Below are 26,547 nucleotides of genomic sequence, written 5' to 3'. Positions count from 1 at the left end.
CGGCGAACGAGATCGTTAGAGAAGGGAGGAGCCGCCTGTTGAGCCGCCCTCCCGGACGCGAAACTACTTCGCATACTAGGTGAGACGCAGCTCACGTGAAAAGGCCCGGATCTCCACCGACCACACCGTGAGGAGAGTTGCTGTGACCATCGCCCCGACCTCGCTCCGTAGGCGTCCCGTACAACAGCGCAGCACACAACGAGTCGAGAGAATGCTCAGCGCCTGCGCCGAACTCGTGAGCGAACTCGGCTACGACGGAGTGACGACCACCCTCATCGCCGAGCGCGCGGGCGTCGCCGTCGGCTCGCTGTACCAGTTCTTCCCGGACAAGAAGGCCGTCGTCGCGGAACTGACCAGGCGCAACCTCGACGACTTCCTCGCCAGGGTGCGCGAACAGCTGGCCGCCAGCGCGCCGGGAGACTGGTGGGGGGCGGTGGACACGGTCTTCGACGTGTACGTGGCGATGCACCGCACCGTCCCAGGATTCTCCCGACTGCACTTCGGCGACGCCGTGGACCTCCAGCTTCTCGACGAGCGCAAGGAGAACAACGCGCTGATCACCGACGGACTCACGCGGCTGCTCGCGCCTCGATTCGAGATCGCCGCGGAAAGCCTGCGGCTGCCGCTGGCCGTCGCGATCGAGGCCGCCGACGCGGTGCTCAACCTCGCGTTCCGGCGCGATCCCATCGGCGACGGACACGTTGTGGACGAGGCGAAGGCCATGATCCGGGGATATCTGTCGGCCCGACTCGATCCGGCGACGGAATGAACGGCCCCGCGACGAGCGGCGTCCGAGTCGCGCCGAAGCCGAAACCCAAGCCGAGCCGATGAGACACCACGATCCCGAGCACGCCCCGACGCGAGGATTCGACCGCGGCCGCCCGACGCGAGCCGACCCGACCACAGCGGTCCGAGCGGCCGGCGGGCTCGATCGTGCGACGAGAGGTCTCCATGCCGGGCCGCGGCGACGTCTGATCGACAGACCGCGCTGACTTCGATCGAGGCACCGACTCGGACGGCCGAGTGGCGGCCGTCCGTCAGGTGAGCCCCGGCGACGACGCAACCGCGCGGACTCGCGTCGAGGACGACGGTGCGGCTCATCCGGCCAGGTGCACGCCTCGCCTGGCGCGATGCCTTCCCTCACCTTCGCGGTGCGGTGTCACCAGGACCATCCCGTCGGTACACCGTCCACAGTCCTCACACGAGCACTCGAAGCGCAGCAGCACCGCGGCCCGGGTGTTCTCGACGGACTCCTGATGCCACCGGTGCACGCCGGCAAGGCAGGAGGAGCACCGGCTGTCCCGACGCGGCATCCGCAGCAGCGCGGGTTTCTTCTCCGAGTGCCGCGCCTCTCGCGCCGCCGGACGACAACTGGACCCACTCGGCCATGAGGCGTCCCTGGGTGGCCAGGTCCACTCGGCGAGTGCAGACGATTCCACGAGCACCACTCCTCAGCACGCGACGCGCAGCTACCGCCGGACGTGATCACGCCGGGCGGACTTCGACCCGGGCAGGGCCGCACGACCCGGCCGTCCGTGCGCGCCGACGCACCACGGCCCGGCCGGTCACGGAGTGAATATCGGCATCTCGGGGCGGCAGGCGGAGGACCCGACCCGTCAACCGACCGGGTGATAAACGATCTTCATGGCCGCGGCGACAGGCCGATTTCCCTGTGCTGGCAAGGGTTTCTCGTCGGACCGGGCTCCGGGGCCGCCCTTGATCGACGGCCGCGACGCCCGGCGTCGATCACCTCCTGCGCAGTCGAATAGTGCTGGCGAACTCGGGGTCGAGTCGCGCACCGAGCTGGCCGGGCACCACCCGAGCGGCCGTGATCGGCACCATCATCCAGGGCTGTCTGGTGCCGAGCAGCGGCGAGTACACCGGAACGAAGGCCTGGTCGTACAGCGAGACGGCGAAATCCGTCGAGACGTTGCCCTTTCGGTCGACGGCGCCCGTCCCGTGCCAGGGCAGCAGCCCGGAGCCGCCCAGCCCCGAGAACCCGCAGCGGCCCGGTCTCGGCACGTTCGTCAACCGGACCCGTGCCGGGAAGACGTCCTCGTAGTCGGAATCGTGGTCGGCGCGCCGGACCACCACGTAACGCACGGCCGACCGCCAGGCCCGTCGCAACACCTGTCTGCGCGCGTCGAGCACGGCCTCCCCCGCGGCGGAATCGCGCACGTCGAACACGTCGGCGAACACCCGAGCCGACCAGCTCATCGAATCGGCGGCGGGCGGGACGTCGGGCGCGGTCGAGTAGAGAGCGGAATGGAAGAAGTCCGGCAACGCGGTCAGGAGGTCGTGGGCGAGCCCGGCGTCGAGCACCCCGCCCTTGGGCCGGAGGGACCGGCGCACGACCTCGTCCAGCGTGCCGAGCGGGTCCGCCGCCACGTCCAGGCCGTCGAGCAGGGTGAGCAGTCCCTGGTGATACCGACGGATGCGGCCGCTCCGTTCGGCTTTGCGCCGCGGCGTCAGCCGGTCGCCCGCCAACTCGTCGATGTCGGTCAGCTCGATGACGTCGTCGGCGCCGACCAGAGCCAGATAGCCGTGCAGCGTCCGCTGATAGGCCGCCGTCGCCGAGTCCGGCCGGGAGTGGAAGTGCTGGCCGTCGGTCAGCACCGTCAGCCGAACCCCCGGCGGATAGATCTGTGCGACGGCCTTCGTCAGTTCGCGCAGCCGAACCAGGACGCCCAGTTCAGCGAGATCCGGCAGCAGACCAGCGGCCTTCAGGCCGTTCTGACCGTGCTTGATCGGGAATCCGGTGATGACCATGCGGATGGGCGCGTCGCGTGCCAGAAACGGACGCATGTCCCGCATCGCCTGCTCCGGCGGGTAGTTCGACCGCGCACCCTTGATGAACTGCTTCCGGGTGAGAAGGTGATGGATCAACAACACGGTCCGCTCCTGTTCGGAGCCCACCGCGCCGAGTCGATCCGCGAGATGTCGTCGTGCGTTCACGGCCACCCGGGCCGCGGCACTGTCGGCACCGCGGACCAGTGTGTCGACGATGGAGCGGCTCTCCGCCATGGACAGCCGCACCGCTTGGCGACGCGCGGGCCGATTGGTCCGCAGTTCACCGATGCGCAGCCCGGCCAGCGAGCATGCGTAGGAGAGGCGCGGCTGGTCGACCCCCTCGGCGGCGGGCCGAGGTGTGGTCTCGAAGCTCTGGATCGTCGGACTGTTCGTGGCGGCGGCCGCGGTGTCCGCCGAGGGCGGGCCGAGGACGAGCCGCACCGCCCGAGGGAACTCGCGGACGAGCAGTGGCCAGTTCGCCGAGGAGTCGGCGATGACCGCCACCGTCTCCAGGCGCTCCCGCTCCTTGATCCGCGCCACGGTGCGCCGAACGTCCTCACCCCGCACGAGGAACACCTCCCCGCCCGCGTCGGTCACGTCCCAGCGGAATCGACGCAGTCCAGGCAGGCTTCCCTCTGGGTCGGCGGAGTCCAGCTGGATGAACACCGAGGGCCGGCGCCGAGTCTGCCCCGCCCGCCGGGCCTGGGTACGGCCGCGCACCTCGGCGAGCACGTCCTTGAGCTGTTCGTCCTGTGCGGTCGAGACGCTGTGGACGAATCGCCGCAGCGGGTGATCGGTGTCGAGCCGCGCCGCGGTCTCGGGACGCAGGAACCGCAGCTCCTCCGTCAGCACGTCGGTCACGGCCCGCCGGACGTCGTGGGCGGAGTATCGGTCGAACCAGGCGGTGCACCGCCGGAAGGCGACGGCCAGTACACCGAGCAGGTCGTACAGCACCCGCATCCCGTCGCCCGCCTCACAGCCGTCCGCGTCCCGCGTGCAGGCCGCCTCGGTCGGCACCGTCGGATCACGAAGCACCACCCGACCGGTGAGGTGCAGCTCGGGCGACAGCTCTACGGCGACGTTCGCCTCGTCGAGCCCCGACAGCCCGAACCCGTACCGGTCGAGCAGGACCCGGAAGAGCACGACGACCGGACGCACGACGAATTCGACGAAGTGATCCAGCTCGCTCTCGGCGCGCTCGAAGCGGTTCTCCACCGCCCGCTGCAGCAGTGTCGGGGAATGCCGGTCCTGACCACTGATCAAGGCGCTGATGCTGACCGGCAGCGTGCCGCCGGGGAACTCCGGGTGTGCCGGGTGGACCTGGGCGGATCGCAACACCGCGGTCGCTCCGGACTCGGTGTCGACGAGGGCGAGCAGCGCGGGTCTGGCCGCCGCGTAGAGCCGGAGCAGTGGGTCGGTGCCCAGCAGCTCCGTCAGCGACCAGCTTCGATCCAGCCTGCCCTGCACCTGCCTGCGGACGACGTGCCGGGCGGGCCAGATCTGCTGCGATCCACCGAGCATCGGCGCGCCGGGCTCGGTCTCCAGCTCGACCCGCCACGAACCTCGACCGCCCAGCAGATCGGGTTCGGCCAGCAGGAGCGCACCTGCCGAGGACGTCAGCTCCGCGATGAGGGTGCGCCGGCCTGCCGCCGCACCGATCGGGCCGACGTCGGGCATCCCGAACAGCGGAAAGGCGATCGCTCCATCCGAATCGGTCAGAAAGCGCAGTCGGCTGCGTGCCTCGGCCGCCGACGACTCGGGCAGCGGCGTCGCGGGAAAGAGTGTGTCGACACGGTCGGCGGGCAACACCACGCAGTGCAGCGCGAACGGGCCGCGGGGAAGCTCGGGCGGCAGGTCGGACCCGCCCGCGATGACCTGTCGTTCGCCGAGCACGTCGAACCGGCGTCGGTCGCCGACGGTCCGGTCCCGGAAGATCCCGCCCGCTTCGGCCTGCCCGACGGTGTCCTGCTGCCAGTCCACGTCGGTCCGGGAACGGGTCTGGCGAAGCCGCACCAATACCCGGTACACCGCCAGCCGGTCGACGGGTGCCGGTATTCGTATTCCCGTACCGGTGCCCGGGCCGGTGAGCAGGATGCCGTTCTGTTTCTCGACGACGGTGAGCGGATAGCCGCCCGCACGCAGAAGTGTGTCGAGCTGCTCCGCGGTGAGTACCTCCTCTGCGGCCATTCGGGCTAACGGGGCCGGTCTCAGCGCGTCCGGTCGAGGAATGCTCGGGCCTGTTCTCGCAGGCACAGCCTCAGCGGCCGAATGCTCCCAGGACAACAAGAGCCCGTCCTGACCCATCACGCGCGCATGCCTCCCCCACCGAATCCGCGACAGCGGTTGTCACGCGAGGAAGCATTGTCGCAACGGATCGCAGCGGAGTCGAACCTGCTGGGTAAGCACGTGACCACCCAAGGGAATGAAACTTGTCGCCCGGTATGGCCGTTATGACTGCGAAACGTGTCCCATCGTGCACCCTTATGGGTAAGCACACCAGAAACACACAAGAAACTCACGAGTCAGGGCCCAGTGGTGACCTCCGTCAATGGCGGAGGTCACCACCTCGGTCGCGCGCACGGTCACGCGGCCCGACGCCTCGATCCGGCCGCGCCGAGGGCTTCCCTCCACGTCACAGTGTCGCCAACGCCTCCGGGATCGGCGTCGATCCGCCTACGAGCTCAGCCGTGATCCCGCCCAGCTCCGGGAGATCCAGCAGCCCGAGAAGGACCGAGGCGACGTCGTCCCTGCTGATGGAGCCGGGCGCCACGGAAGGGGCCAGCCGGACGAGTCCCGTCCCCTGTTCGTCGGTCAGCGAACCCGGCCGCAGCACCGCCCAGTCCAGGTCCTTCGTCCGCAGCTCGTCTTCGGCGGCCTTCTTCGCCCGCAGATACGCGGCGAACACCTCGTCGAGGTCGGGATCGTCCGCCCGGTCCACTCCCATCGAGCTGACCAGCAGATATCGCCGCACGCCCGCCGCCACACTCGCATCGGCGAGCAGCACCGCGGCGGCCCGATCCACCGTGTCCTTCCTCGCGGCCCCGCTCCCGGGGCCTGCCCCTGCGGCGAACACCACCGTGTCCGCGCGATCGAGCGTGTCGGCGACGAAGGACACCGAGGCCTGTTCGAGATCGCAGAGGACCGCCTGCGCGCCGGTGTCGGCCACCTCGTCCAGATGGTCCTGGTTGCGGACCAGTCCGATGACGCTGTCGCCGCGCGCACTCAGCAGTCGTTCAAGTCGAAGTGCGATCTTTCCGTGTCCGCCCGCGATCACCACATGCACGACGATCACAGTAGTGCGGGTTCGTCTCGCGCGCCGTCTCACAGCCCGTCGTCGTCCGCCTGCCCCGCGATGCCATGCCGGGTCGCGCTCCGGGGACGTCGGGTTCTCGCGTATCGGCGGGAGCCCTTATTCGGCGAGCATCCGCTCGTAGACCACCTCGTTGAGCCACAGCCCGGTCACCGTCACCGTCGGATCCACCAGCTCGGGCCAGGCCGACTGGGCGACGTCGAGGCGGTCGTCGGCGACCGTGGCCGTCAGCACGGTGACGTCGTGTCGCTGCGCACGTGGCAGACAGTTGTCCTGGAAGTCCGCGAGCCCCAGCACGCCGTCGGGCAGCACCACGGCCGCGCCGCAGAAGCGGGCGAACGGCGCGACGGAGGCGAGCCCCGTACGCCAGTGCCTGCCGAGCGACAGCATTCCCGCGATGCGGACGGCGGGCGGCGGCACCTGCGCGGTCAACTCCGGCCAGACCCAGGTCTCCACCGAGGCTCGGTCGACGACCGGCGCATAACCGAGACACAACCGCTCCGCATGCGCCTCGTGAATCAGCTCGGCGACGGGAATGACGCGCCTGCCGAAGAGGGTGAGAGCCGGCAGCACGACGCCCTGCCATCCGAGCAGATCGGCTGCGGCCGTCGCGAGGTGCTCCGCAGGGGTGGGAAGCGCGACGTCCGGCTCCAGCCGGGCGGGCAACACGTCGGCATTGTTTCCGGTCGCGTGCCCTGGTGAGCGGTTCACGGACAGGCCTCCTTATCCGATACTTCACGACAATGGGTGAGTCGCGCATTTCTGCTCTACTCAGAGCAGGGGTACCAGTTGAGGAGAAAGCGACGACCGGCTACCGGCCGCCGATGCGACCGACGGCGGTGAGCGATCGATGACCGGTCGATAACCGGTAGACGGGCTTCGGCCCCGCATGCCGCCGTTCGTGTGAGTCGGACTCCGCGAGTCGGCGTAACGCATCGAAGCGGGCATCGAGACGGTGGTCGTCCCGATGCCCGCGAAACCATCGGAAAGGAGGAGAGCGAACCTCAGAGTCGTTCGGGAGCCTCGATGCCGAGCAACGACAACCCCAGCGTCAACACCTGTGAGGTGAGGGCCGCCAACACCAGTCGTGATCCGCGGACGTCCTCGGGGGTGTCCGCCGCCAGGATCGGGCACCGCTCGTAGAAGGCCGAGAACGCGGTGGCGAGCTCGTAGAGGTGCCCGCAGATCCGGTGCGGTGCCAGGCCGTCCACCGCGGCCGCCACCGCGGCGGGGAAGCGCAGCAGCGCCAGCGCCAACGCCCGTTCCGCGGGGTCTGCCGGGTTCACCGGTGTGCCGGGCTCCGGCCGGGACTCCGCCTTCCGCAGGATCGACAGGATCCGCGTGTTGGCGTACTGGAGGTAGACGGCGGTGTTGCCGTCCATGGCGAGCATCTTGTCCCAGGAGAAGACGTAGTCCTTCTCCCGATCGCTGGAGAGGTCGGCGTACTTCACCGCGCCGATGCCCACCGCGTGCGCCACCGACGCCCTCGCCTCGGCGTCGAGCTCGGTGCGCTCCGCCACCACCGCGCTCGCGCGGTCGACGGCCTCGTTCAGCAGTTCGACGAGCTTCACCGAGCCGCCCGCCCTGGTGCGGATCGTCTTGCCGTCGGCGCCGAGGATCGAGCCGAATCCGACGTGCTCGGCACGGTGCTTCTCGGTCAGCCAACCCGCCTGCTCGCAGACGGCGAAGACCATCGCGAAGTGCTGGGCCTGCGGATTGCCGACGACGTAGAGCAGGTCGGTCGCCGCACGATCGTCCGCCCAGTACCGCGCGGTCGCGAGGTCGGTGGCCGGGTAGCCGTAGCCGCCGTCGGACTTGCGGACGATCAGCGGCAGCCGTTCGCCCTCACGGTTGGTGAAGCCGGGTGGGAAGACGCAGACGGCGCCGTCGCTGAGCTCGGTGAGGCCCTTGGCCGTCAGCTCGGTGACCGTGTCGTCGAGCATCGGGTTGTAGAAGCTCTCGCCGTAGAGGTCCTCCCGTCGCAGCGAGATCCCCAGGAGCCGGTAGACCTCCTCGAAATGACGGGTCGACTCGTCGACGAACCGCTGCCAGAGCGCGAGCGTCGCCTCGTCACCGCCCTGGAGGAGCACGACACGCCGCCGGGCCCGGTCGGCGAAGTCGGCGTCGGCGTCGAACTTCAGCCGGGCCTGCTGGTAGAAGCCGTTCAGGTCGGCGATGGCGTGGGTCTGCGAGCCGTCGGCGGTCCAGCCTTCGTCGAGCAGATGCTCGATGAGCATGCCGAAGGGTGTTCCCCAGTCGCCGACGTGGTTGTGCGGCACGACCTCGTGGCCGACGAAGCGGATCAGCCGAAGCAGCGCGTCTCCGATGATCGAGGAGCGCAGGTGGCCGACGTGCATCTCCTTGGCCAGGTTGGGGCTGGAGTAGTCGATCGCGAACCGGCGGGGGGCGTCGACCTCGGGCACTCCCGCTCTCGGATCGGCGAGCAGGGCCGACAGCCTGGCGCCGAGCCAGTCGTCACGAAGCACGATGTTGACGAAGCCGGGGCCCGCGATCTCCGTGCTCGCGACCAGGTCGTCCGCGGCGAGGTGTTCGACGGCCGCCGCCGCCACCTCGCGCGGCTGACGACCGAGCCGCTTGGCGAGGCTCATCGCCACGTTGCACTGGTAGTCGACGCCCGCTCTGCCGGAGGGTCGGATCAGGGCTTCTTCCGGAGTGATCGACACGTCCAGTGCCGTTCGCAGCGCGGCTGCGATCCGAGCACCGAGTTCCAGCCCGACGTCACCCTGTAGCACCCCGGCGTCCTCCTGCTTCTCTCCGTCAACCTGCACTGCCCGTCCTGGACGAGTATCTCAAGTTCGTCCGCGTCTCCGTCGTCCGGACGCCGCTCGCCCGCCGATCTCGATCTCCCTGTCAGGGTCGCCACCGGTGGAGATCCGGGCTCAGCCCGGATACCGGCGTGACGCCGCGTTCCTAACTTCGATGGATGATCTTCAGTCGATCTGATGCCCGCCTCCGAGCCCGCCCTGGATCTCGCACCCTCGTCGCCGCGCTGGCCCTCACGTTCGCCGCCGGCGTCGTGTCACCACCCGTGGCAGGCGCGGCGGCCGGGGCGGGCTCCGGCGCCTCGGCCGTCCTGCCCGCTCCGACCGGCCCGCACCCGGTCGGAGTCGACACGCTGCACCTCGTCGACGAGAGCCGCGCCGACCGGTGGCGACCGGAGGAGGATCGCGAGGTGATGGTGTCGCTCTGGTACCCGGCTCTCGCGCCGAGCGACATGCGTGCCCCCTACACCACCGAGGCGGTGTCGGCCGCGATCATCGCTGGTCACGGCCTCGCACTGCCCGGCGACACCCTGACGAAGGTGACCACCCACTCCTTCGCGGGCGCGCCGGGGCGGCCCGCTCCCGGCGGCCGTCCCCTCGTCGTCCTGTCCCCGGGTGCCGGTCTGAGCAGGGAGTCGCTGACCACACTCGCCGAGGACCTCGCCTCACGGGGCTACGTGGTGGCGGGCATCGATCACAAGTACGAGGCGACCGCCGAGTTCCCCGACGGCAGGGTGACGGAGTGCCTGCTGTGTGATGAGGCGTCGAGTCGCGAGCTGGGTGCGGAGCTGTCGCGGGGCCGCGCGGCCGACACGTCGTTCGTCATCGACGAGCTGACAAGAGATCGACCGGCGTGGTCGAGGGCGGCCCTCATCGACCAGACGCGCATCGCCGTCGCAGGTCACTCCCTCGGCGGATCCGCGGCGCTGACCGCGATGGCGACCGACGACCGGATCGACGCGGGCGTGAATCTCGACGGCACATTCCAGACCTCGGCGGCCGAGGCGGGCCTGGACCGCCCCTTCCTGATGATGGGTGCGCAGGCGCACGCCGTCCCGCCGGGTGAGGAGGGCCACGACGAGACCTGGCCGCGGGAGTGGGACCACCTCCAGGACTGGCGTCGGTGGCTCCAGGTCTGCAACGCGGGGCACATGGCCTTCACGGATCTCCCGGTCCTCGCCGACGCCTTCGAGGTTCCCGGCCTCGCCCCCACTCCGGACTGCGAGAACCCCCGCGTCGGCGAGCTGACCGGCGACCGCTCCGCGGCCGTCACCAGGACCTACACGGGCGCCTTCCTCGATCAGCACCTACGCGACGTGGACTCTCCCCTGCTGCGTTCCCCCAGCAGGCACTACCCCGAGGTCGAGTTCCACGGCTGACGGCCCAGCCCATCACCCCGCCCCAGCGCCCGGGGGCGGGGCCGGGCCGAACTCCCCAGCCGACAAGCACCAACGAACCCACCCACCACGCACGCCGAAGGGCGAGCCCACCCCAAGCCCACACACCCACGAAACGGAACCACCAAGGCCGAAGGCCGAACACGAAGCCCGAAGGGCGAAGGGCGAAGGGCGAGCCCACCCCAAGCCCACACACCCACAAGACGGGACCACCGAGGCCGAAGGCCGAACACGAAGCCCGAAGGGCGAGCCCACCCCAAGCCCACACACCCACGAAACGGGACCACCGAGGCCGAAGGCCGAACACGAAGCCCGAAGGGCGAGCCCACCCCAAGCCCACACACCCACGAAACGGGACCACCGAGGCCGAAGGCCGAACACGAAGCCCGAAGGGCGAGCCCACCCACCAGCTGGTAGACACAAGAAGCAACCACGGGCCCGGCTAGAGGAGCACGCACCGTGGGGGGCCTCGGGGGGCTCGGCCCCCCGGAGATACAAGGAAAACGGAAAGCTGCCCCCAAGGGGCAGCGAACATGGTGGGCGAGGAGGGAGTTGAACCCTCACGTCCTTGCGGACACACGGACCTGAACCGTGCGCGTCTGCCATTCCGCCACTCGCCCGAGTGACTCGCACCCCTGCTTGCTGGGTGCGGCGAAAGCGTAGCACACGTTCTGCGGGGCACTTTCCACTAGAGGCTGTGGGTCGCTCCACGCACGGATACGATCGGGTCAAGTAGTCGTATCGGGTGGAGGTATGCCGTGGGCCTCGTGCAGCGCTTCGAGCGCCGTCTCGAAGGCATGGTGGGGAACACCTTCGCGCGGGTGTTCGGTGGGAACGTGGTGCCGCAGGAGCTGGCGCAGAACCTTCAGCGGGAGGCCGACGGCCACGTTCAGGAGCTCGCGGGCGGTCGTCTGCTCGCACCGAATCACTACGTGGTCACGCTGGGGCCCAGTGACCACGAGCGACTCACCGGTGACGAGCACCGGGTCAAGCAGCTACTCGCCGACTGCGTCCAGGAGCACCTCGCCGAACAAGGGTGGGATACCTATGGTGACGTCGTAGTCTCCCTGGAGCGCTCTGAAACGCTGCACACGGGACAGTTCCGAACCAGTTCGTCTGTCGACCCGGATGCGGGCAGCCAGGCGGCACCATCTCGCAACGCAGGAGACCCACCCATGAGCCAGCCCCCCGGCCAGCAGTACCCCGAGAGCGACCCGTACGGCCAGCAGCAGTACGGCTACGACCAGCAGGGTTACGGCCAACAACAACAGCAGTACGGCTATGACCAGGGCTACGGCCAGCAGCAGCAGGGCTACGACCCGAACTACGGCCAGCAGCAGGGCTACGGCGGCCAGCCGGGCTACGACCAGGGCTACGGCCAGCAGCAGCAGGGCTACGACCCGAACTACGGCCAGCAGCAGGGCTACGGCGGCCAGCCGGGCTACGACCAGGGCTATGGCCAGCAGCAGGGGTACGACCAGGGCTACGGCCAGCAGCCGGGCTACGACCAGGGTGGTCAGCCGGGCTACGACCAGCAGGGTTACGGCCAGCAGGGCTACGGGCAGCAGCAGCAGCAGGGCTACGGGCAGCAGCAGGGCTACGGGCAGCAGGGCGGCTATGCTCCGCCCGCCGTGCAGACCGGCCCTCGTCAGGTCACCGCGACGCTGCAGCTCGACGACGGTTCCAACCGCACCTATACGCTCGTGCAGGGAAGCAACGTCGTCGGTCGGGGACAGGACGCGCAGTTCCGGCTGCCCGACACGGGAGTCTCCCGACGACACCTGGAGATCACCTGGGACGGGCAGAGTGCGACCCTTGCTGATCTCGGTTCGACGAACGGCACCACGGTCAACGGCAATTCAGTTCAGACTTGGCAGCTCGCGGAGGGCGATGTCGTCCGCATCGGTCACTCCTCCCTGGTGTTCCGCAGCCAGGGCTGAGGCGCCGCAGGCACGACCGGCCACGAGACCTCGGTGGCGGCATGGAGTTCCGACCACGATGCTTCGGTGGACGGCATGGAGTCGCTGTCCACGACGCTTCGATGAGCGGCATGGAGTCGGTGTCCACGACGCTTCGGTGGACGGCATGGAGTAGGAGCATCCAGAACGGTGGAAGGCGCATATCCCCTCCGTAGCGGGGGTGGTCGGTCATGCCAGAGTTGGTGATCCAGCTCACGAGGGCGGGTTTCCTCGCCCTGCTGTGGTTGTTCGTGTTGGCCGCGCTCCGGGTCGTCCGATCCGATCTGTACGCGGCCTCCGGTCTGCGTGTGCAGGTGCCCGGCGGGCGACGTGAACCGCAGAAGGCGGCTCGTGGCCGATCCGCTCGGCAGCTCGTCGTGACCCACGGAGCCCTCGCGGGCACCCGGATCTCATTGGACGGCAGGCCCATCACTCTCGGCCGGGCGGACGACTCGACGCTGGTGTTGGACGACGACTACGCCTCGACCCGACACGCGCGTCTGGTACTCCGGGGAACGGACTGGTACGTGGAGGATCTAGGCTCCACCAACGGCACCTACCTCGACCGGGCGAAGGTCACGGGTCCCACCCGAGTCTCGCTCAGAGCCCCGATCCGTATCGGCAAGACGGTGATCGAGCTGCACTCATGACCCTTGTCCTCCGCTATGCGGCCCGAAGTGATCGAGGCCTGGTTCGCTCCAACAACCAGGACTCCGTATACGCAGGCCCTCGACTTCTCGCGCTGGCCGACGGCATGGGCGGGCATGCCGCGGGCGAGGTGGCCAGCAAGGTCGTCATCGCCGCGCTCGCCCCGCTTGATGACGACGAGCCGGGCGACGATCTGCTCGGCAGGCTCCGTGAGGCCGTGAGCAACGGCAACGGCATGCTCAACGAGTTGGTCGCGGGTGATCCCGACCTCGACGGCATGGGCACCACACTGACCGCCGTGCTGTTCGCGGGCAGCAGACTGGGCCTGGTCCACGTCGGCGACTCTCGCGCCTACCTGCTGCGTGACGGCAGATTCGCTCAGATCACTCACGACGACACGTTCGTCCAGTCCCTCATCGACGAGGGTCGGATCAGCGAGGAGGACGCGGCGAATCATCCGCAGCGCTCCCTGCTGCTGCGGGCGTTGACCGGCAACGACGTCGAGCTGACGCTGACCGTCCGCGAGGCGCGTGCGGGCGACCGCTACCTGCTGTGCTCGGACGGACTCTCCGGCCCGGTGAGCGAGGAGACGCTCGACGAGGCCATGCGCATCCAGGACCCGCAGGCCTGCGCGGATCGACTGATCGAGCTGGCGCTCAAGGGCGGCGGGCCGGACAACGTCACGTGCATCGTCGCCGACGTGGTCGACGTCGAGTTCGGTGAGAACGATCCCATCGTGGGCGGTGCCGCGGGCGACGGCTCCGAGCAGCAGCCGCCGCCGGACTCGGCGGCGGCTCGTGCCTCGGCGACGACGCTGCCGAGGCCGTCGCGGCCCGAGACGGAGCCGGAGCAGCCGACCCGGCCGAAGCGGCGGCGACTGCGCACGTTCCTGATCCTGCTCGCCGTGTTGATCGTGCTCGGCGTCGGCGGGTACTTCGGCTACTCGGTCGTGATGGGCCAGTACTTCGTCAGCACCAACGACGACGACGAGGTCGCGGTCTTCCAGGGCGTGCGAGGCACCGTGATGGGGATTCCCCTGCACCGTCAGGTGGAGGACTCGTGCGGCGACGCGGGCGAGGACTGCGAGCGGATTCAGATCACCGATCTGCGTCCCGCCTATCAGGGCACGGTGCGCAACGGCATCGTGAACCAGGGCAGTCTGGCCGATGCCAGGGAGACGATCGAGCAGCTGCGCACCGAGCAGCTCCTGCCGCCGTGTACGGAGGAGAACCCCTCGCAGCACGACGTCGAGCCCGCGGGCCGGTCGAGCGAGTCGGATGATCCCTCTGACGGCCTTCCCACTGAGACGGAGACGACCCGACCGAGTTCGTTCCTCGGTCAGCAGGACGAGAACCGGGACGAGGGCGAGCGGGAGAACTCGACGCGGGAGGACTCGACGCGGGAGGACGCCAAGCAGGACGCCGCGGTAGGCACGGCACGACCGGTGCAGGAGCCCGGAGTCGACTGTCGGACGGTGGGCTGATGGCCAACCCGGTCGACGCCGCGTCGAATCCGGGGCAGGCAGCGCCGAGGCCCCCTGCCACGCCCACTCGCCGTAACACCGAGCTGCTGCTGCTCGCCTTCGCCGCGCTGCTCGTCACCATCGCCAACGTGCTGGTGGAGGCGAACCAGGAGCAGGAGCTGACCACTCAGCTGCTCTACAACGGGGTGGCCTTCCTCGCCGTCTTCGGCATCGCGCATCTGGCGGTGCGCAAGTGGGCTCCGTATGCCGATCCGCTGATCCTGCCGTTCGCGGCGCTGCTCAACGGGATCGGGTTGATCATGATTCATCGGATCGACCTCGCCAGGATCGCCGCCGTCCCGGAACGAACTCCGCTGGTCAACCGTCAGATCGGCTGGATGGTCGTCAGCATCGTGCTGTTCGTCCTCGTCCTGGCGTTCATCAAGGATCACCGGCTGATGGCCCGCTTCGGCTACACCTGTGGTTTCGTCGGGCTGTTCGCTCTGGCCCTGCCGGGATTCCTGCCCTACAGCATCTCCGGTTCCGGTGGCGCGAAGATCTGGATCAGGATCGGCGGTGCGGGCATCCAGCCCGGCGAGTTCGCCAAGATCCTACTGTTGATCTTCTTTGCCTCCTTCCTCGTCTCCAAACGCGATCTCTTCACGGTCGCGGGTCGCCGCTTCCTCGGGATGGACTTCCCCAGGATGCGTGACATGGCTCCGATGCTGCTGGCCTGGGCCGCCTCCGTCGGGGTTCTGGTCTTCGAGCGCGACCTGGGCACCTCGCTGCTGTTCTTCGGCCTGGTCCTGGTGATGATCTACATCGCCACGGAGCGCGTCTCGTGGGTGGTCATCGGACTCACTCTCTTCGCGGCGGGCTGCGTCATCGCCTATCCGCTCTTCAACCACCTCCGTGTCCGGGTGTTGAACTTCCTGGACCCGCTGGGGCGGATGTTCCTCGAGGAGGGCAGCAGCTACCAGCTCGCCCAGTCGCTGTTCGGGCTGGGCACCGGCGGCATCTTCGGCACCGGACTCGGCGGCGGCAGGCCGACGCTCATCCCCGAGGTGCAGACCGACTTCATCGTCGCCGCCATCGGCGAGGAGATCGGGTTCGTCGGCGTCGCCGCCGTGCTGCTGCTCTACCTGCTGCTGGTGATGCGGGGCCTGCGCACGGCGCTGGCCGTCCGGGACAGCTTCGGCAAGATGCTGGCGGCCGGGCTGGCCTTCATCATCGGCCTTCAGGTCTTCATCGTGGTCGGCGGCGCGACCCGGCTGATCCCGTCCACCGGCATCACCTCGCCCTTCCTGTCCTACGGCGGCTCCTCGCTGCTGGCGAACTACATCCTGATCGCGCTGCTGCTGCTCATCTCGGACGCCGCGCGCAGGCCTGCCCCGCCGCCGAAGCCCAAGCCGAAGCAGGCGCCGATCGCCGAGGCCCACACGGAGATGGTGGCTCGCCCGACATGAACACTCCGATCCGTCGAGTCGCACTCACCGTGATGCTGATGATCGTCGCGTTGCTGGTGAACCTGACCTACATCCAGGTGATCTGGTCCGACGAGCTGCGGGCGCATCCGTCCAACAGCCGGACGCTGACCGAGGAGCTGGCCAGGCAGCGCGGCGACATCATCGTGGGCAACGAGGCCGTGGCCACGGTCGAGGAGACGGGCGACAACGTCTACCCCTACCAGCGGGTCTACCCCGACGGCCCGATCTACGCGCCGATCACCGGGTACTACTCGCCCGCAGGCCGAACGGGCCTCGAGCGTGCCGAGGACCAGGTGCTCAACGGCTCCGACGACCGACTGTTCGTCCGCAGGCTGTCGGATCTGATCACCGGTCGGGACGCCAGAGGCGGGATGGTCGAGCTCACCATCGATCGGCGGATGCAGGAGACCGCCTATCAGATGATGACCGATCAGGGGCTCACCGGCTCCGTGGTCGCGATCGAGCCGGACACCGGTCGCATCCTGACCATGGTCTCCACGCCGACCTTCGACCCCAACCAGCTGGCCACGCTGGACTCGGAGGCGCGGGCGGAGGCGTCCGCCGCGCTGGAGGCCGACGAGGGGCGTCCGCTGCACAACCGGGCGATCTCGGAGACCCAGCCGCCCGGCTCGACCTTCAAGCTGCTGGTCGCGGCGGCGGCGTTGGAGAACGGCTACACGGCCGACAGCGCGGTCAGAGCGGAATCCTCGATTCAGCTGCCGGGCACCAACACCATGCTGCCCAACTTCAACAACAACGTCTGCGGCGACGGACAGAACGCCACCCTGCTCCAAGCGGTCGAGGAGTCCTGCAACGTGCCGTTCGGAGTGATCGCGGACGAACTCGGGCCGGAGGTCCTTCAGGAGAAGGCCGAGGCGCTAGGCTTCAGTGATCCGGATCTCGAGATCCCGATGTCGGTGGCCTCGTCCGAGCTCGGACCGATGGCCGACAGGCCTGCGACGTTCCAGACCGGCATCGGGCAGCGCGACGTCCGGGTCACTCCGTTGCAGAACGCGATGATGGTCGCGACGATCGCGAACGAGGGCACCCGGATGCAGCCGCACGTGGTCTCACAGATCCTCACCCCCGAGTTGGACGAGCTGGATCGGACCCGGCCGGACGAGGTCGAGGACGCGATGTCGCCGCAGGTCGCGCGGAGCCTCACCGAGATGATGATCGCCGCGGAGGCCTACACCGACGGCGAGGGATCGATCCCGGGCGTGACGATCGCGTCGAAGACGGGCACCGCGCAGTGGGGCGTCGACCCGAACGAGACGAACCCGCACGCCTGGTACGTCGCCTTCGCTCCCGCGGAGGACCCGCAGATCGCGGTCGCGGTGCTCGTCGAGGCGGGCGGCAACGTGGGCCAGGGTGCCACCGGCGGCCGGGTGGCCGCCCCGATCGGCCGAGCGGTGATCGGCGCCGGGCTCGGAGGTGGCTGAGCCGTGCTCACGTCCGGGCAGCTCCTCGCGGACCGCTACCGACTCGGCAGGCGGATCGCGGTCGGCGGCATGGGCGAGGTCTGGGAGGCGGCGGACACCCGTCTGGACCGTAAGGTCGCGGTCAAGGTGCTCAAGCCGGAGCTCTGCGGCAACGCCGAGTTCCTGCATCGATTCCGCACCGAGGCCCGCACCACGGCCTCGCTGAACCATCCGAACATCGCGGCGATCCACGATTACGGTGAGACCGCCGCGGTGCCGGACGGCCCCGAGGACACCGCGTACCTGGTGATGGAGCTGGTCGAGGGCGACCCGCTCGCCGCGATCCTCGCGAACCAGGGCAGGCTCAACGCCGATCGGGCGTTGGACATGTTGGAGCAGGCAGGCCAGGCACTCCAGGCCGCCCATGAACGCGGCTACGTCCACCGGGACGTCAAGCCGGGCAACATCATGGTGACGCCGAACGGCAAGGTGAAGCTCACCGATTTCGGCATCGCGAAGGCCGCCGACGCCGCACCGGTCACCCGTTCCGGAATGGTCATGGGCACCGCTCACTACATCGCGCCGGAACAGGCGTTGGGCGGCGAGGCAGAGCCTGCGAGCGACGTGTACTCCCTGGCGGTCGTCGGCTATGAGTGTCTGATGGGCCATCGACCGTTCGTCTCGGACAACGCGGTCACCGTCGCCATGATGCACATCAGGGAGAACGTGCCGCCGCTCCCGCCTGACGTGCCGATCGGCGCCCGCACCCTCATCGAGAACACCCTGGTCAAGGACCCGCGGCGGCGTTATCGGACCGGGGGCGAGTTCGCCGCGGCCGTGTCGGCGGTTCGGGCCGGACATCCTCTGCCGCCGCCGTCCGGCCTCGCGATGGCGCTCCAGACCGGGCCCGTGACCGGGAACCTTCCCCGCGTGCACACCGGCAACATGATGATGCCCGCGCAGGCCGGGCCGAACCTGCCCCCGCACGCGGGTCACGGCGGGGTGCCGATGGGCCCGCCGCCGATCGGCTATCACCATCCGCGCCCGATGCCGCGGCGACGGCGGGGCGGCGCGATGCTCTGGGTGGTCATCGCGATCCTGATCGTCGCCATCGCCGCCCTGACCGTGTGGGGGGTGAGCGCGATGTTGGAGGACGGTCGTGCCCGCGCCGCGCCGAGTGCTCAGGGCGATACGTCGGACACCGGCCCGATCGTCTCCGGGCAGGACGTCTTACCGTCCGTGCCTTCGCCGGACGACCTGCGATCGCCTCGGGAACCGGCGGTCGAGGACTTGGATCTCGTCGAGATCACGCCGAGCGACTTCGAGGACATGCCCGCCGAGCAGGTCGAGGTGCGGCTGGCCGAGCTTAGGATGCGGACGACCTTGTCGTCGGTGGACGGCGAGGCCGTGGAATCCCCGCGGACCTGCCTGGTGACGTCCGTCGAACCGAGTGGTCGGCTGCCACCCGGGACCGAGATCACCGTGCGGTGTAGCCCTGGAGGTGCGTGATCCGATGTACCACCGAGGAGACTGGCTAGACAGACTCGGCATCGAGCCGGGCAACCCGGCATGATGAGACGACCGTTATCGAGGATCGGGACGACGCAGTAATGAGCACGCACCGACTGCTCTCCAACCGCTATGAACTGGGTGACACACTCGGTTATGGCGGCATGTCCGAGGTCCATATGGGCAGGGACGTCCGACTCAGCCGCGATGTGGCCGTCAAGGTGCTGCGCGCCGACCTCGCCAGAGATCCCACCTTCCAGCTGCGTTTCCGTCGGGAGGCGCAGAACGCGGCGGCGTTGAACCACCCGGCGATCGTCGCGGTCTACGACACCGGTGAGACCGACACCGAGCACGGCCCGCTGCCCTACATCGTCATGGAGTACGTCGACGGCCGGACGCTGCGGGACATGGTGAAGGGCGACGGCCCGCTCACCGGTCGCCGCGCGATGGAGATCATGGCCGACGCCAGCGCGGCGCTCGACTTCAGCCACCGGCACGGCATCATCCACCGGGACGTCAAGCCCGCGAACATCATGATCACCAAGTCCGGCGCCGTGAAGGTGATGGACTTCGGCATCGCCCGTGCGCTGCACGACGGGCAGGCCGCGGTCACGCAGACCGCCGCGGTGATCGGGACCGCGCAGTATCTGTCGCCGGAGCAGGCTCGCGGCGAGGCCGTCGACGCCCGAAGCGACGTCTACGCTGCCGGGTGCGTGCTCTTCGAGCTGCTCACCGGCGAGCCGCCGTTCACCGGGGACTCGCCGGTCGCCGTCGCCTACCAGCACGTGCGGGAGGACCCTCGGCGCCCGTCCGAGGTGAACGATCAGATCTCCCCCGCCCTGGACGCGATCATCCTCAAGGCGATGAGCAAGAACCCGGCCAACCGGTACCAGTCGGCCGCGGAGATGCGTGCCGATCTGGTGCGGGTGCTGTCCGGGCAGCGGCCGAACGCGCCCATGGTGATGACCGACGAGGAACGCACCACGATGCTCGGCGGGCCGGAGGACTCGCCCGCTTCGGGCAGGCGTCGTCGCCCGCCCGCCCCCGTCGACGAGGATTACGACGACCTCGAGGACGAGGAGGAGGAGCGTCGCGCCCGCAGGCGGAAGGGCTTGGTCGCCGCCCTCATCACCGTGCTGTGCGTCGGGATCATCGCGCTGGCCGCCTACCTGACCAGCAGCGGGTTCTTCGACTCCGGATCGGACGAGGCGCCCGTCACCGAGAGGATCGACGTCCCCGACCTCATCGGACTGAGCGAGGAGGACGCCAGGAGCGCCCTGACCGAGGCAGGCCTGCGGATCAACATCGGCGACGGACAGGAGTCGACCGCCGAGGAGGTGGGCACCGTCATGGCCACCGATCCGCCCGCGGGAACGTCGGTGGAGGCGGACACGGCTGTCACGATCTCGTTGGGTCTCGGGCCGGGCACCGCGACGGTGCCGGATCTGGCGGGCCTGTCGGCCGAGGAGGCGGCCGGTGAGCTTCGCGCGGTCGGACTGCTGCTCAACCCGAGCTACGGAAGCGAGGAGGTCGACGACGAGAACCTCGTCGGCCGCGTCGTCGGTCAGGACCCCTCGCCGGGCGAGGAGGTGGATGCCGAGACCAGCATCCAGATCATCCTCGGCGAGGCCGCCGCGCAGGTGCAGGTGATCAACGCGGTCGGCCAGCAGTACGACGTCGCGGCGGGGAACCTGGAGAACGCCGGCTTGACCGTGAACCGCGAGGACGTCGACGGCGTGGAGGAGGCCGGCGAGGTGCTGATGCAGAACATCGCCGCGGGTTCCTCGGTCCCGCCGGGGACGACCATCACCCTCCAGGTGTCCCGGGGGAACCAGATCTCGATGCCCGACCTGAGCATGCTCGACCCCGAGGATGCCGAGAACCGGCTGCGGCAGTTGGGCTGGGACGGCACGTTCACGCAGCAGACGGCGGGCGTGGAGGACATCCAGCAGATCGGCCGCGTCGTGGACCAGTCGGTGAGCACCGGCGATCCGCTCGGGATGAACGCCTCGGTGACCGTCAGCGTCGGCCGACTGACCGGCGGTGAGCCGTCCTTCGACCCGCCGTGATCTATTCGTCCGGGCCGAGATGACGTGATCGACCCGGTCTGATCCTCACGGCGGGGAGGATGTCGCCCGCCCAGGGCATCGGATCGGGCGTTACGTCGGCGCCTGCGATGTCCTGGGCCTGGACACGGAATCGACATCGGTCCCAGTACGCTGTCCTGTCATGGTGTCCACGGCGGAGGAACAGGCGCGGCGGACCATCGATCGGTATCTGCGACTGCTCGCCGACGGCGACGTGACGGGCGTGCTCGAGCTGTTCACCGATGACGGGGTGGTCCGCTCACCGATGAACGGGATGATCCCGGCACGCGAGTTCTATCCGGAACTCGCCGCCACCACCGCGCGATCGGTGATAACGCCGATCGACGTCTACCTCTCCGTCGACGATCCTCGGTGCGCGGCCGTGCGCTTCCGCTACGACTGGCGGCTGCCCGACGACACGGCCACCGCCTTCGACTGTGTCGACGTCCTCACGCTCGCCGACGACGGTCGGATCGCCGAGCTGCGGATCGTCTACGACACCCATCCGCTGCGAATGGCCTGGCAGGCCTCTCTCCCGGCGCCCTGACTCCACCGCGACGCCTCCTGTTGCGACCGGGAGATCCCCGCCCCACGCTGGCACGACCGGGCCGACACGCGGTTCCGGCGTTGGCGGAGGAGGTGTGTGCGATGACAGCAGAGGTCCCGTCGAGCGAGGAGACGCTGCCCGACGTGCTCTGCCGGGATGCGCAGGGCAGGCTGTGCCGGGTCGCGGTGCGCGTCGTGGAGGATCGGATCGAGCTGAGTTCGCCGGAGACCGACGTCCTGGTCCTCGATCCGGACTCGGTGCAGACGCTCGCGATCGCCCTGCGTGGCGCCGTCGCCCGACTCCAGGCCCGGATCAGAGCGCGAGCCGTCCCGCTGCCCCGGCCGAGGGGTCACGCACCGCGGACCGGGTGACGCATCGCGACGCCCGCGCAGGAGTCAGATGTGTGCCGCCGCCGCGATCCGGCGTGCACCCCGCTCCAGCTCGTCGACCAGCGCCTCCGGGACCACGTGGCCGCAGCCTGCCAGCCAGTTGGCCAGCATCCGGTGCCCGCCCTCGGTGAGCACCGACTCCGGATGGAACTGGACGCCCTCGATGGGCAGCTCCCGATGCCGGACGGCCATCACGACACCCGACGCCGTGCGTCCGGTCACCTCGAAGTCGGCGGGCACGGTGTCCGGGCGGACGGTGAGCGAGTGGTAGCGGGTCGCGGTGAACGGATTCGGCAGCCCGCTGAGCACGCCGACCCCGGTGTGCTCGACCTCACTGGTCTTGCCGTGCAGCAGTTCGGGGGCACGCTCGACGACCCCGCCCCAGGCCGCGGCGATCGCCTGGTGGCCGAGGCAGACGCCGAGCACCGGCAGTTCTCGCGCGGCGCATTGCCGGATGATCTCGATGCTTCGTCCGGCTCGCTCCGGGGTGCTCGGGCCGGGGCTGACGAGCACCCCGCCGACCGTGTCCAGGTCGGCGGGCTCGACGACGTCGTTGCGCCTGACCACCACCTCGACGTCCAACTGGGCGAGATACTGGACCAGGTTGAAGACGAAGCTGTCGTAGTTGTCGACGACCAGGATGCGCACTTGGTCAGGATAGTCGAGCGTCAAGCCCGATCCGAGTGCTCACCAGACCTCCGCTGGTCGCTACGGCTGCCGTGCCGTGATCAGCCCACCGTGTTCGAGTCGGTGGGCAGATCCACGTTGTTCCACGGCAGCATCGGCGCCACCAGGGGGAACACGATGAACAGCAACACCGAGACCACGATGGCGAACAGCACCAAGGCCTGGATGATCTTGACCACGAGTGGTCCCGGCAGGTGCCGCCAGATCCAGCCGTACACGTCGTCCCCGCTTACTCTCGTCGCTGATCACTGGCTGAGCTCAGGCGGAAGCTGAGCTCCTTCCCCGTCCTTCGGATACTGCGCGGTCAACAGACCATGAATGATCATCCGCTCCCGTGCCGAGAACCTCGGATGGCAGGTGGTCAGCGTGATCAGCGCGCGCTGATCCGCCTCGTCCACCTCAGCACCGGGGTTGCTCGGCACCGGGAGGATGACCTCACCCTGACTCGGGGCGACGATCTGCTGTCCGGGAGTGTTCCCATAGACGCCGCCGCCCTCGACCGTGGGGTCCACCAGCGACGGGACGTCGGTGCACTCCGGCCTGTTCGCCCGCGTGGTCTCCCAGTCCGCGATCTCGTTCTCCATGGGCAGCACGCGGTACACGAACCACTCCGTGGCGCCCTCGATGACGATGGCGTCGCAGCTTTCGAGCAGGTCGAGGTTGTTGAACGGGGAGTCCCAGCCGACTCGATGCCCGGCGACGGCGAAGTTGCCCCGCTCTCCCGGCATGGCGGTGTCGACGTAGTGGCCGGGGCCGACCTCGAGGTGCTCGTCGCTGGTGCCCTCCACGATGCTGTATCGGTAGTCGGGACCGAACTTGGGCACGAAGATGCGGGCGAACGCCTCGCCCTCCATCGGCTCGAATCCCGCCTCGCGCTCGTTCTCACCCGCCTGCCACTGCTCTTCCATCCGCGAGTCGGCCTGTGCCTGCCGCGCCGATGTGAACCAGCCGGTCACGAAGAGCTCGTAGAAGACGAAGAGCAGCACCACGAAGCCCGCGGTCAGCATCAACTCGCCGCCGGAGCGCGCGAGTATCCGCCCGGCGCTGTCCTTCTTCCGCGCGGGCGCCTGCTTCTTCGGCCGACGACGCTCCGACCGCGCAGCCGCCTCGTGCTCCTCGTCGGCCGGACCGTCATCGAGATCGCCGTCGCGGTGGTCATCCCGGTCTACGTGGCGATCGTCGTACTCGTCCTCGTAGTAATCGTCGACATCCTCGTCCGCCACGGGGGCGATCAGCTCCGTGACAGGTTCGGCGGGCTGTCCCCGCCCGGCCGTCTGCACGGGCGGGCCCGCCTGGCGGGCCACCTGCGGGATCTGTCGGGTCGGCATCCCGGCGTCCGGGTCCAGCAGCGAACGAGGCCCGGCGTCGCCTGCGTCGTCGAGATCACCGTCGAGCCGGGAGCCCAGCCTCGACTCCAGACCCGTGTCCTGTCGGACCGGCTGCTGCGGCGGGGGCGGCGGGGGGAAGGCAGGGTTCGATCGCGTCGAGAGGTTCGGCGGTGCGGGCCTGCCTCCCTGCCCCGGTTCTCCGAGGCCCGCCGTCGGCTGCGGCCCCGCGCCCGGAACGGGCGGCATGCCCGGCGGCTCCTCCGCGCCCGGCACCGGAAGCACTCCGCCTATCAGCGCCGACGAGCCCGGCCACGAATCCGAGTGCGCCTGTTCGTCACGGTTCTCCGCGTGCCGACGCGGCCGAGCGGCCGCCTCCGATCCCGACGGCGCGGGCTGCTGCGGACGGGCCCGCCTGCCGGTAGGCGCGTCGATGGGACGGTCGACGGGACGACGGGGCGGCGGCTGCCTGCCATCGCCGTGCGGTGGTGCGGTCGGCCGTGGTGTCTCACCCCGCCGGACCCCCGGCTGCGGATCGGGGGCATCCAGCCGCCCGGCCTGCGGCCACGACTGCTCGGCGGGCTCGGCGAAGAAGGCCGTCGCCGGGGCCTCCGCGCCGTTCGGGGCGTCCGACGGGTCCCGGCGCGCGCGCCGCGGCGGGAGCTGTTCATCCGGATCGGGCCTGCGTCGGCGACCGCCGCCTGCAGGACGGCCCGTCTCCGGTCGGAACGCGTTCTCGGACGGCGGCGCGCCCTCGGGGGCAGCCCGGCGCGGCGGCCGCGCGGCGGCCCGGCGAGGTTCGGCCTCGGGAACACGGCGAGGCTCGGCCTCGGGAACACGGCGAGGCTCGGCCTCGGTGTACCCCCGAGGTGCCTCCGCGGGCGGGCGCGGGCGCGTCGGCTTCGGCGGGCTCGGCGCCTCCCAGGTGCCCGACGTCGAATGTCTTCCCGCTGCGCCGCCGGGACGCTGATCGTCCTGGCCTTCGCGGGCAGCGTGCCTGCGACCGGGCGCGGCGACGCGGTGGGGACGCGGCGCAGCCCGGCGCGGCTCGTCGTGCGTGGTCTGCGGAGCGCGCGTGCGGGGGGCGTAGTCGTCCCGCTCCGGCGGGAACTCACTCACCACGAAACCTCCTGGACTCCGACTTCTGCGGCGCTGCACCAGCAGCGTAAACACACGTCTGTTGTCATCGTGTCCGTTTGTCGAGAGACACCGGTAGCACTGCGCAGGGCCGTCACGGGCCTCGCGGGCGGATCAACCGGCCTGCGATGCGGACGGCACATCGTCGCCGTCACAGGCACCACATGCTCGACGGGTACACCTGTCCTTCGCTGAAGGCCTCGACTACGTTAACGTGATTGCGGGATCGAGGCGTCCACCTTGCGATTTATCACCAGGCGTAGACTGGACGGCCACATTCCGTGATGACGACGAGCAACACCGGTCGACGCCAGCGAGGACACGATGCCGAAGTCCAAGGTCCGTAAGAAGGACGTCTACACCGTTCCGCAGGATAAGCGCACGCCGGTGAAGGTGAAGGCGGCGGGTCCTTCGCATCCGGTCTACGTGTCCGTGATGCTCGGGATCATGCTGATCGGCCTCCTGTGGCTGATCGTCAACTACATCGCCGGGGATCGCATCCCGCTGATGGCCGAGCTGGGAGCGTGGAACTTCGCGATCGGGTTCGCACTCATGATCACCGGTCTGCTGATGACCATGCGGTGGCGCTGAGCGAAGGTCTCACCAAGAGCACTGAGAGTGAGCGCGGCCCGGATGCGACATGCATCCGGGCCGCGCTCACTCTGGTGAAGATCAGGACGCTCACGACTGGGGCGTGCACTCCGGGTCGTCGAACCACAGCCGTGTAACTCATCCCCAGTGGGGACAACTCCTGTGGATAACTTTGAGCATTTCGGCACAAGCGCCGGTAGAAGGCCCCACTTGTCCACAACGCGAGCACGATCGGACGTTGTCAGCCGACCTGGCCGCATCGCAGCCCGTCGGCGCCCGTCACGCACATCCACTCGCCGAGCTGGACGTCGCGGATGACGAACAGGACGACGAGGAGCACGAGCAGCGCCGCCACCGTGCCGCCCTGGACCAGGTTGCGACGGTCGCGGGGCGCGAAGACCATCCCCGCGACGGCCAGCGCGCCGATCACCAGGCCGCCGAGGTGCCCGAGCAGCGAGATGCCCGGGATGGTGATGCTGATGAGCAGGTTGATGCCGATGACCATCAACGCCTGTCGGGGGTTGACCTTCAACCGGATCGCGGCGACCGCGATACCGCCCATCAGGCCGAACACCGCACCCGACGCGCCCGCGACCTGCGTGCCGAGTTCCCCGAACAGATACACGGCCACCCCGCCGCCCAGCAGCGACACGAGATAGACGGCGATGAAGCGGGCCCGGCCGAGCAGTACTTCCAGATCCCGACCCAGCACCCACAGCGCGAACATGTTCAGCGCCAGATGCAGCAGACCGAAGTGCAGGAATCCCGAGGTGGCCAGCCGCCACCACTCCCCCGCGGCCACCTGCGGCGGCCACAGCGCCCAGGCGTGGAAGAGCGCCGATGAGGAGTTCCGCATCGGGTTGCCCGCCTGGGCGGCGGTGACGAGATAGACCAGCACGTTCAGCGCGATGAGGATGGGAACGACGATCGGCCTGGTGCCCACCGCCGCACCCGCCAGCGTCTGGGGCCTGCGTACCGCTCGGGCCCCCTCCGCCACGCAGTCCACGCACTGATAGCCG

20 protein-coding genes and 1 tRNA gene are annotated in these 26,547 nt (G+C 69.3%); 12 read left to right on the top strand and 9 right to left on the bottom strand.

Annotation, left to right across the window (positions count from 1 at the left end):
* Positions 1-142 precede the first annotated feature (142 nt).
* On the top strand, positions 143-769 hold the full coding sequence (locus AHOG_RS00190) for a TetR/AcrR family transcriptional regulator (RefSeq protein ID WP_245856491.1): 627 nt from the start codon (positions 143-145) through the stop codon (positions 767-769).
* 977 nt (positions 770-1,746) lie between these two features.
* On the opposite strand, the gene AHOG_RS00185 is transcribed toward AHOG_RS00190, so the two are convergent.
* The 4 genes from AHOG_RS00185 to argS form a co-directional block, all read right to left on the bottom strand.
* A complete protein-coding gene (locus tag AHOG_RS00185) occupies positions 1,747-4,977 on the bottom strand; it encodes an L-tyrosine/L-tryptophan isonitrile synthase family protein (RefSeq protein WP_169725785.1) in 3,231 nt (1,076 codons plus the stop codon).
* A gap of 445 nt (positions 4,978-5,422) precedes the next feature.
* Complete coding sequence (locus AHOG_RS00180) at positions 5,423-6,073, bottom strand: NAD(P)H-binding protein (protein ID WP_093944005.1); 651 nt, start codon at positions 6,071-6,073, stop codon at positions 5,423-5,425.
* Between the two features lie 126 nt (positions 6,074-6,199).
* Entirely contained in the window at positions 6,200-6,811 is a 612-nt protein-coding gene (locus AHOG_RS00175; RefSeq protein ID WP_245856490.1) for a hypothetical protein, read from the bottom strand.
* A gap of 293 nt (positions 6,812-7,104) precedes the next feature.
* Positions 7,105-8,853, bottom strand: coding sequence for an arginine--tRNA ligase (gene argS / locus AHOG_RS00170; RefSeq protein WP_093944004.1), 1,749 nt, complete (start codon positions 8,851-8,853; stop codon positions 7,105-7,107).
* Between the two features lie 191 nt (positions 8,854-9,044).
* Between argS and AHOG_RS00165 the strand changes: the two genes are divergently transcribed.
* On the top strand, positions 9,045-10,262 hold the full coding sequence (locus tag AHOG_RS00165) for an alpha/beta hydrolase family protein (RefSeq protein ID WP_093939561.1): 1,218 nt from the start codon (positions 9,045-9,047) through the stop codon (positions 10,260-10,262).
* Positions 10,263-10,814: 552 nt separating this feature from the next.
* Here AHOG_RS00165 and AHOG_RS00160 read toward each other — a convergent pair.
* Positions 10,815-10,900, bottom strand: a tRNA-Leu gene (locus AHOG_RS00160).
* A gap of 138 nt (positions 10,901-11,038) precedes the next feature.
* Here AHOG_RS00160 and AHOG_RS00155 point away from each other — a divergent pair.
* The 9 genes from AHOG_RS00155 to AHOG_RS00115 all read left to right on the top strand — a co-directional run bounded on the left by AHOG_RS00155 (position 11,039) and on the right by AHOG_RS00115 (position 21,770).
* The gene (locus tag AHOG_RS00155) at positions 11,039-12,220 is read left to right on the top strand and encodes an FHA domain-containing protein (RefSeq protein ID WP_093939560.1); all 1,182 of its coding nucleotides are present in this window, start codon (positions 11,039-11,041) and stop codon (positions 12,218-12,220) included.
* 209 nt (positions 12,221-12,429) lie between these two features.
* Entirely contained in the window at positions 12,430-12,888 is a 459-nt protein-coding gene (locus AHOG_RS00150; protein WP_093939559.1) for an FHA domain-containing protein FhaB/FipA, read from the top strand.
* Positions 12,885-14,369: a PP2C family protein-serine/threonine phosphatase gene (locus AHOG_RS00145; RefSeq protein ID WP_157736544.1), complete on the top strand. Its 1,485-nt coding sequence runs from the start codon at positions 12,885-12,887 to the stop codon at positions 14,367-14,369. The genes AHOG_RS00150 and AHOG_RS00145 overlap by 4 nt, the downstream gene beginning before the upstream one ends.
* Entirely contained in the window at positions 14,369-15,814 is a 1,446-nt protein-coding gene (locus AHOG_RS00140) for an FtsW/RodA/SpoVE family cell cycle protein (protein WP_093944003.1), read from the top strand. Before AHOG_RS00145 ends, AHOG_RS00140 begins: the two co-directional genes overlap by 1 nt.
* A complete protein-coding gene (locus AHOG_RS00135; RefSeq protein ID WP_093939558.1) occupies positions 15,811-17,277 on the top strand; it encodes a peptidoglycan D,D-transpeptidase FtsI family protein in 1,467 nt (488 codons plus the stop codon). Before AHOG_RS00140 ends, AHOG_RS00135 begins: the two co-directional genes overlap by 4 nt.
* A 3-nt stretch (positions 17,278-17,280) precedes the next feature.
* Positions 17,281-18,765 (top strand): serine/threonine-protein kinase, encoded by a 1,485-nt coding sequence (locus AHOG_RS00130; RefSeq protein ID WP_093939557.1) that lies wholly within the window; start codon positions 17,281-17,283, stop codon positions 18,763-18,765.
* 101 nt (positions 18,766-18,866) lie between these two features.
* A complete protein-coding gene (gene pknB / locus AHOG_RS00125) occupies positions 18,867-20,834 on the top strand; it encodes a Stk1 family PASTA domain-containing Ser/Thr kinase (protein ID WP_093939556.1) in 1,968 nt (655 codons plus the stop codon).
* 160 nt (positions 20,835-20,994) lie between these two features.
* Entirely contained in the window at positions 20,995-21,399 is a 405-nt protein-coding gene (locus tag AHOG_RS00120; RefSeq protein WP_093939555.1) for a nuclear transport factor 2 family protein, read from the top strand.
* Between the two features lie 101 nt (positions 21,400-21,500).
* Positions 21,501-21,770 (top strand): hypothetical protein, encoded by a 270-nt coding sequence (locus AHOG_RS00115; protein WP_157736543.1) that lies wholly within the window; start codon positions 21,501-21,503, stop codon positions 21,768-21,770.
* Between the two features lie 24 nt (positions 21,771-21,794).
* Here AHOG_RS00115 and AHOG_RS00110 read toward each other — a convergent pair whose 3' ends face one another.
* From AHOG_RS00110 to AHOG_RS29670, 3 genes are all read right to left on the bottom strand, one after another.
* Complete coding sequence (locus tag AHOG_RS00110; RefSeq protein ID WP_093939553.1) at positions 21,795-22,436, bottom strand: aminodeoxychorismate/anthranilate synthase component II; 642 nt, start codon at positions 22,434-22,436, stop codon at positions 21,795-21,797.
* Between the two features lie 80 nt (positions 22,437-22,516).
* Complete coding sequence (locus AHOG_RS28970; protein ID WP_093939552.1) at positions 22,517-22,693, bottom strand: hypothetical protein; 177 nt, start codon at positions 22,691-22,693, stop codon at positions 22,517-22,519.
* Positions 22,694-22,720: 27 nt separating this feature from the next.
* On the bottom strand, positions 22,721-24,049 hold the full coding sequence (locus AHOG_RS29670; RefSeq protein WP_245856489.1) for a class E sortase: 1,329 nt from the start codon (positions 24,047-24,049) through the stop codon (positions 22,721-22,723).
* Positions 24,050-25,261: 1,212 nt separating this feature from the next.
* Between AHOG_RS29670 and crgA the strand changes: the two genes are divergently transcribed.
* Entirely contained in the window at positions 25,262-25,528 is a 267-nt protein-coding gene (crgA, locus tag AHOG_RS00095) for a cell division protein CrgA (protein ID WP_093939551.1), read from the top strand.
* Between the two features lie 241 nt (positions 25,529-25,769).
* On the opposite strand, the gene AHOG_RS00090 is transcribed toward crgA, so the two are convergent.
* A complete protein-coding gene (locus AHOG_RS00090; RefSeq protein ID WP_342746047.1) occupies positions 25,770-26,525 on the bottom strand; it encodes a rhomboid family intramembrane serine protease in 756 nt (251 codons plus the stop codon).
* Between the last annotated feature and the right edge of the window lie 22 nt (positions 26,526-26,547).

The organism is Actinoalloteichus hoggarensis, assembly GCF_002234535.1.
In the GTDB taxonomy this organism is placed as follows: Bacteria; Actinomycetota; Actinomycetes; order Mycobacteriales; family Pseudonocardiaceae; genus Actinoalloteichus_A; species Actinoalloteichus_A hoggarensis.
Note: the sequence above shows the minus strand (reverse complement) of the source record. Positions and strands in the feature narration are given on the sequence as shown.

Coding starts and splice junctions, on each gene's coding strand:
- AHOG_RS00120 (WP_093939555.1), top strand. CDS start 20,995: ATGGTGTCCACGGCGGAGGAACAGGCGCGGCGGACCATCGATCGGTAT.
- AHOG_RS00135 (WP_093939558.1), top strand. CDS start 15,811: ATGAACACTCCGATCCGTCGAGTCGCACTCACCGTGATGCTGATGATC.
- AHOG_RS00145 (WP_157736544.1), top strand. CDS start 12,885: ATGACCCTTGTCCTCCGCTATGCGGCCCGAAGTGATCGAGGCCTGGTT.
- AHOG_RS00185 (WP_169725785.1), bottom strand. CDS start 4,977: ATGGCCGCAGAGGAGGTACTCACCGCGGAGCAGCTCGACACACTTCTG.
- crgA (WP_093939551.1), top strand. CDS start 25,262: ATGCCGAAGTCCAAGGTCCGTAAGAAGGACGTCTACACCGTTCCGCAG.
- pknB (WP_093939556.1), top strand. CDS start 18,867: ATGAGCACGCACCGACTGCTCTCCAACCGCTATGAACTGGGTGACACA.
- AHOG_RS00140 (WP_093944003.1), top strand. CDS start 14,369: ATGGCCAACCCGGTCGACGCCGCGTCGAATCCGGGGCAGGCAGCGCCG.
- AHOG_RS29670 (WP_245856489.1), bottom strand. CDS start 24,049: ATGCCGCCCGTTCCGGGCGCGGGGCCGCAGCCGACGGCGGGCCTCGGA.
- AHOG_RS00165 (WP_093939561.1), top strand. CDS start 9,045: ATGATCTTCAGTCGATCTGATGCCCGCCTCCGAGCCCGCCCTGGATCT.
- AHOG_RS00115 (WP_157736543.1), top strand. CDS start 21,501: ATGACAGCAGAGGTCCCGTCGAGCGAGGAGACGCTGCCCGACGTGCTC.
- AHOG_RS00150 (WP_093939559.1), top strand. CDS start 12,430: ATGCCAGAGTTGGTGATCCAGCTCACGAGGGCGGGTTTCCTCGCCCTG.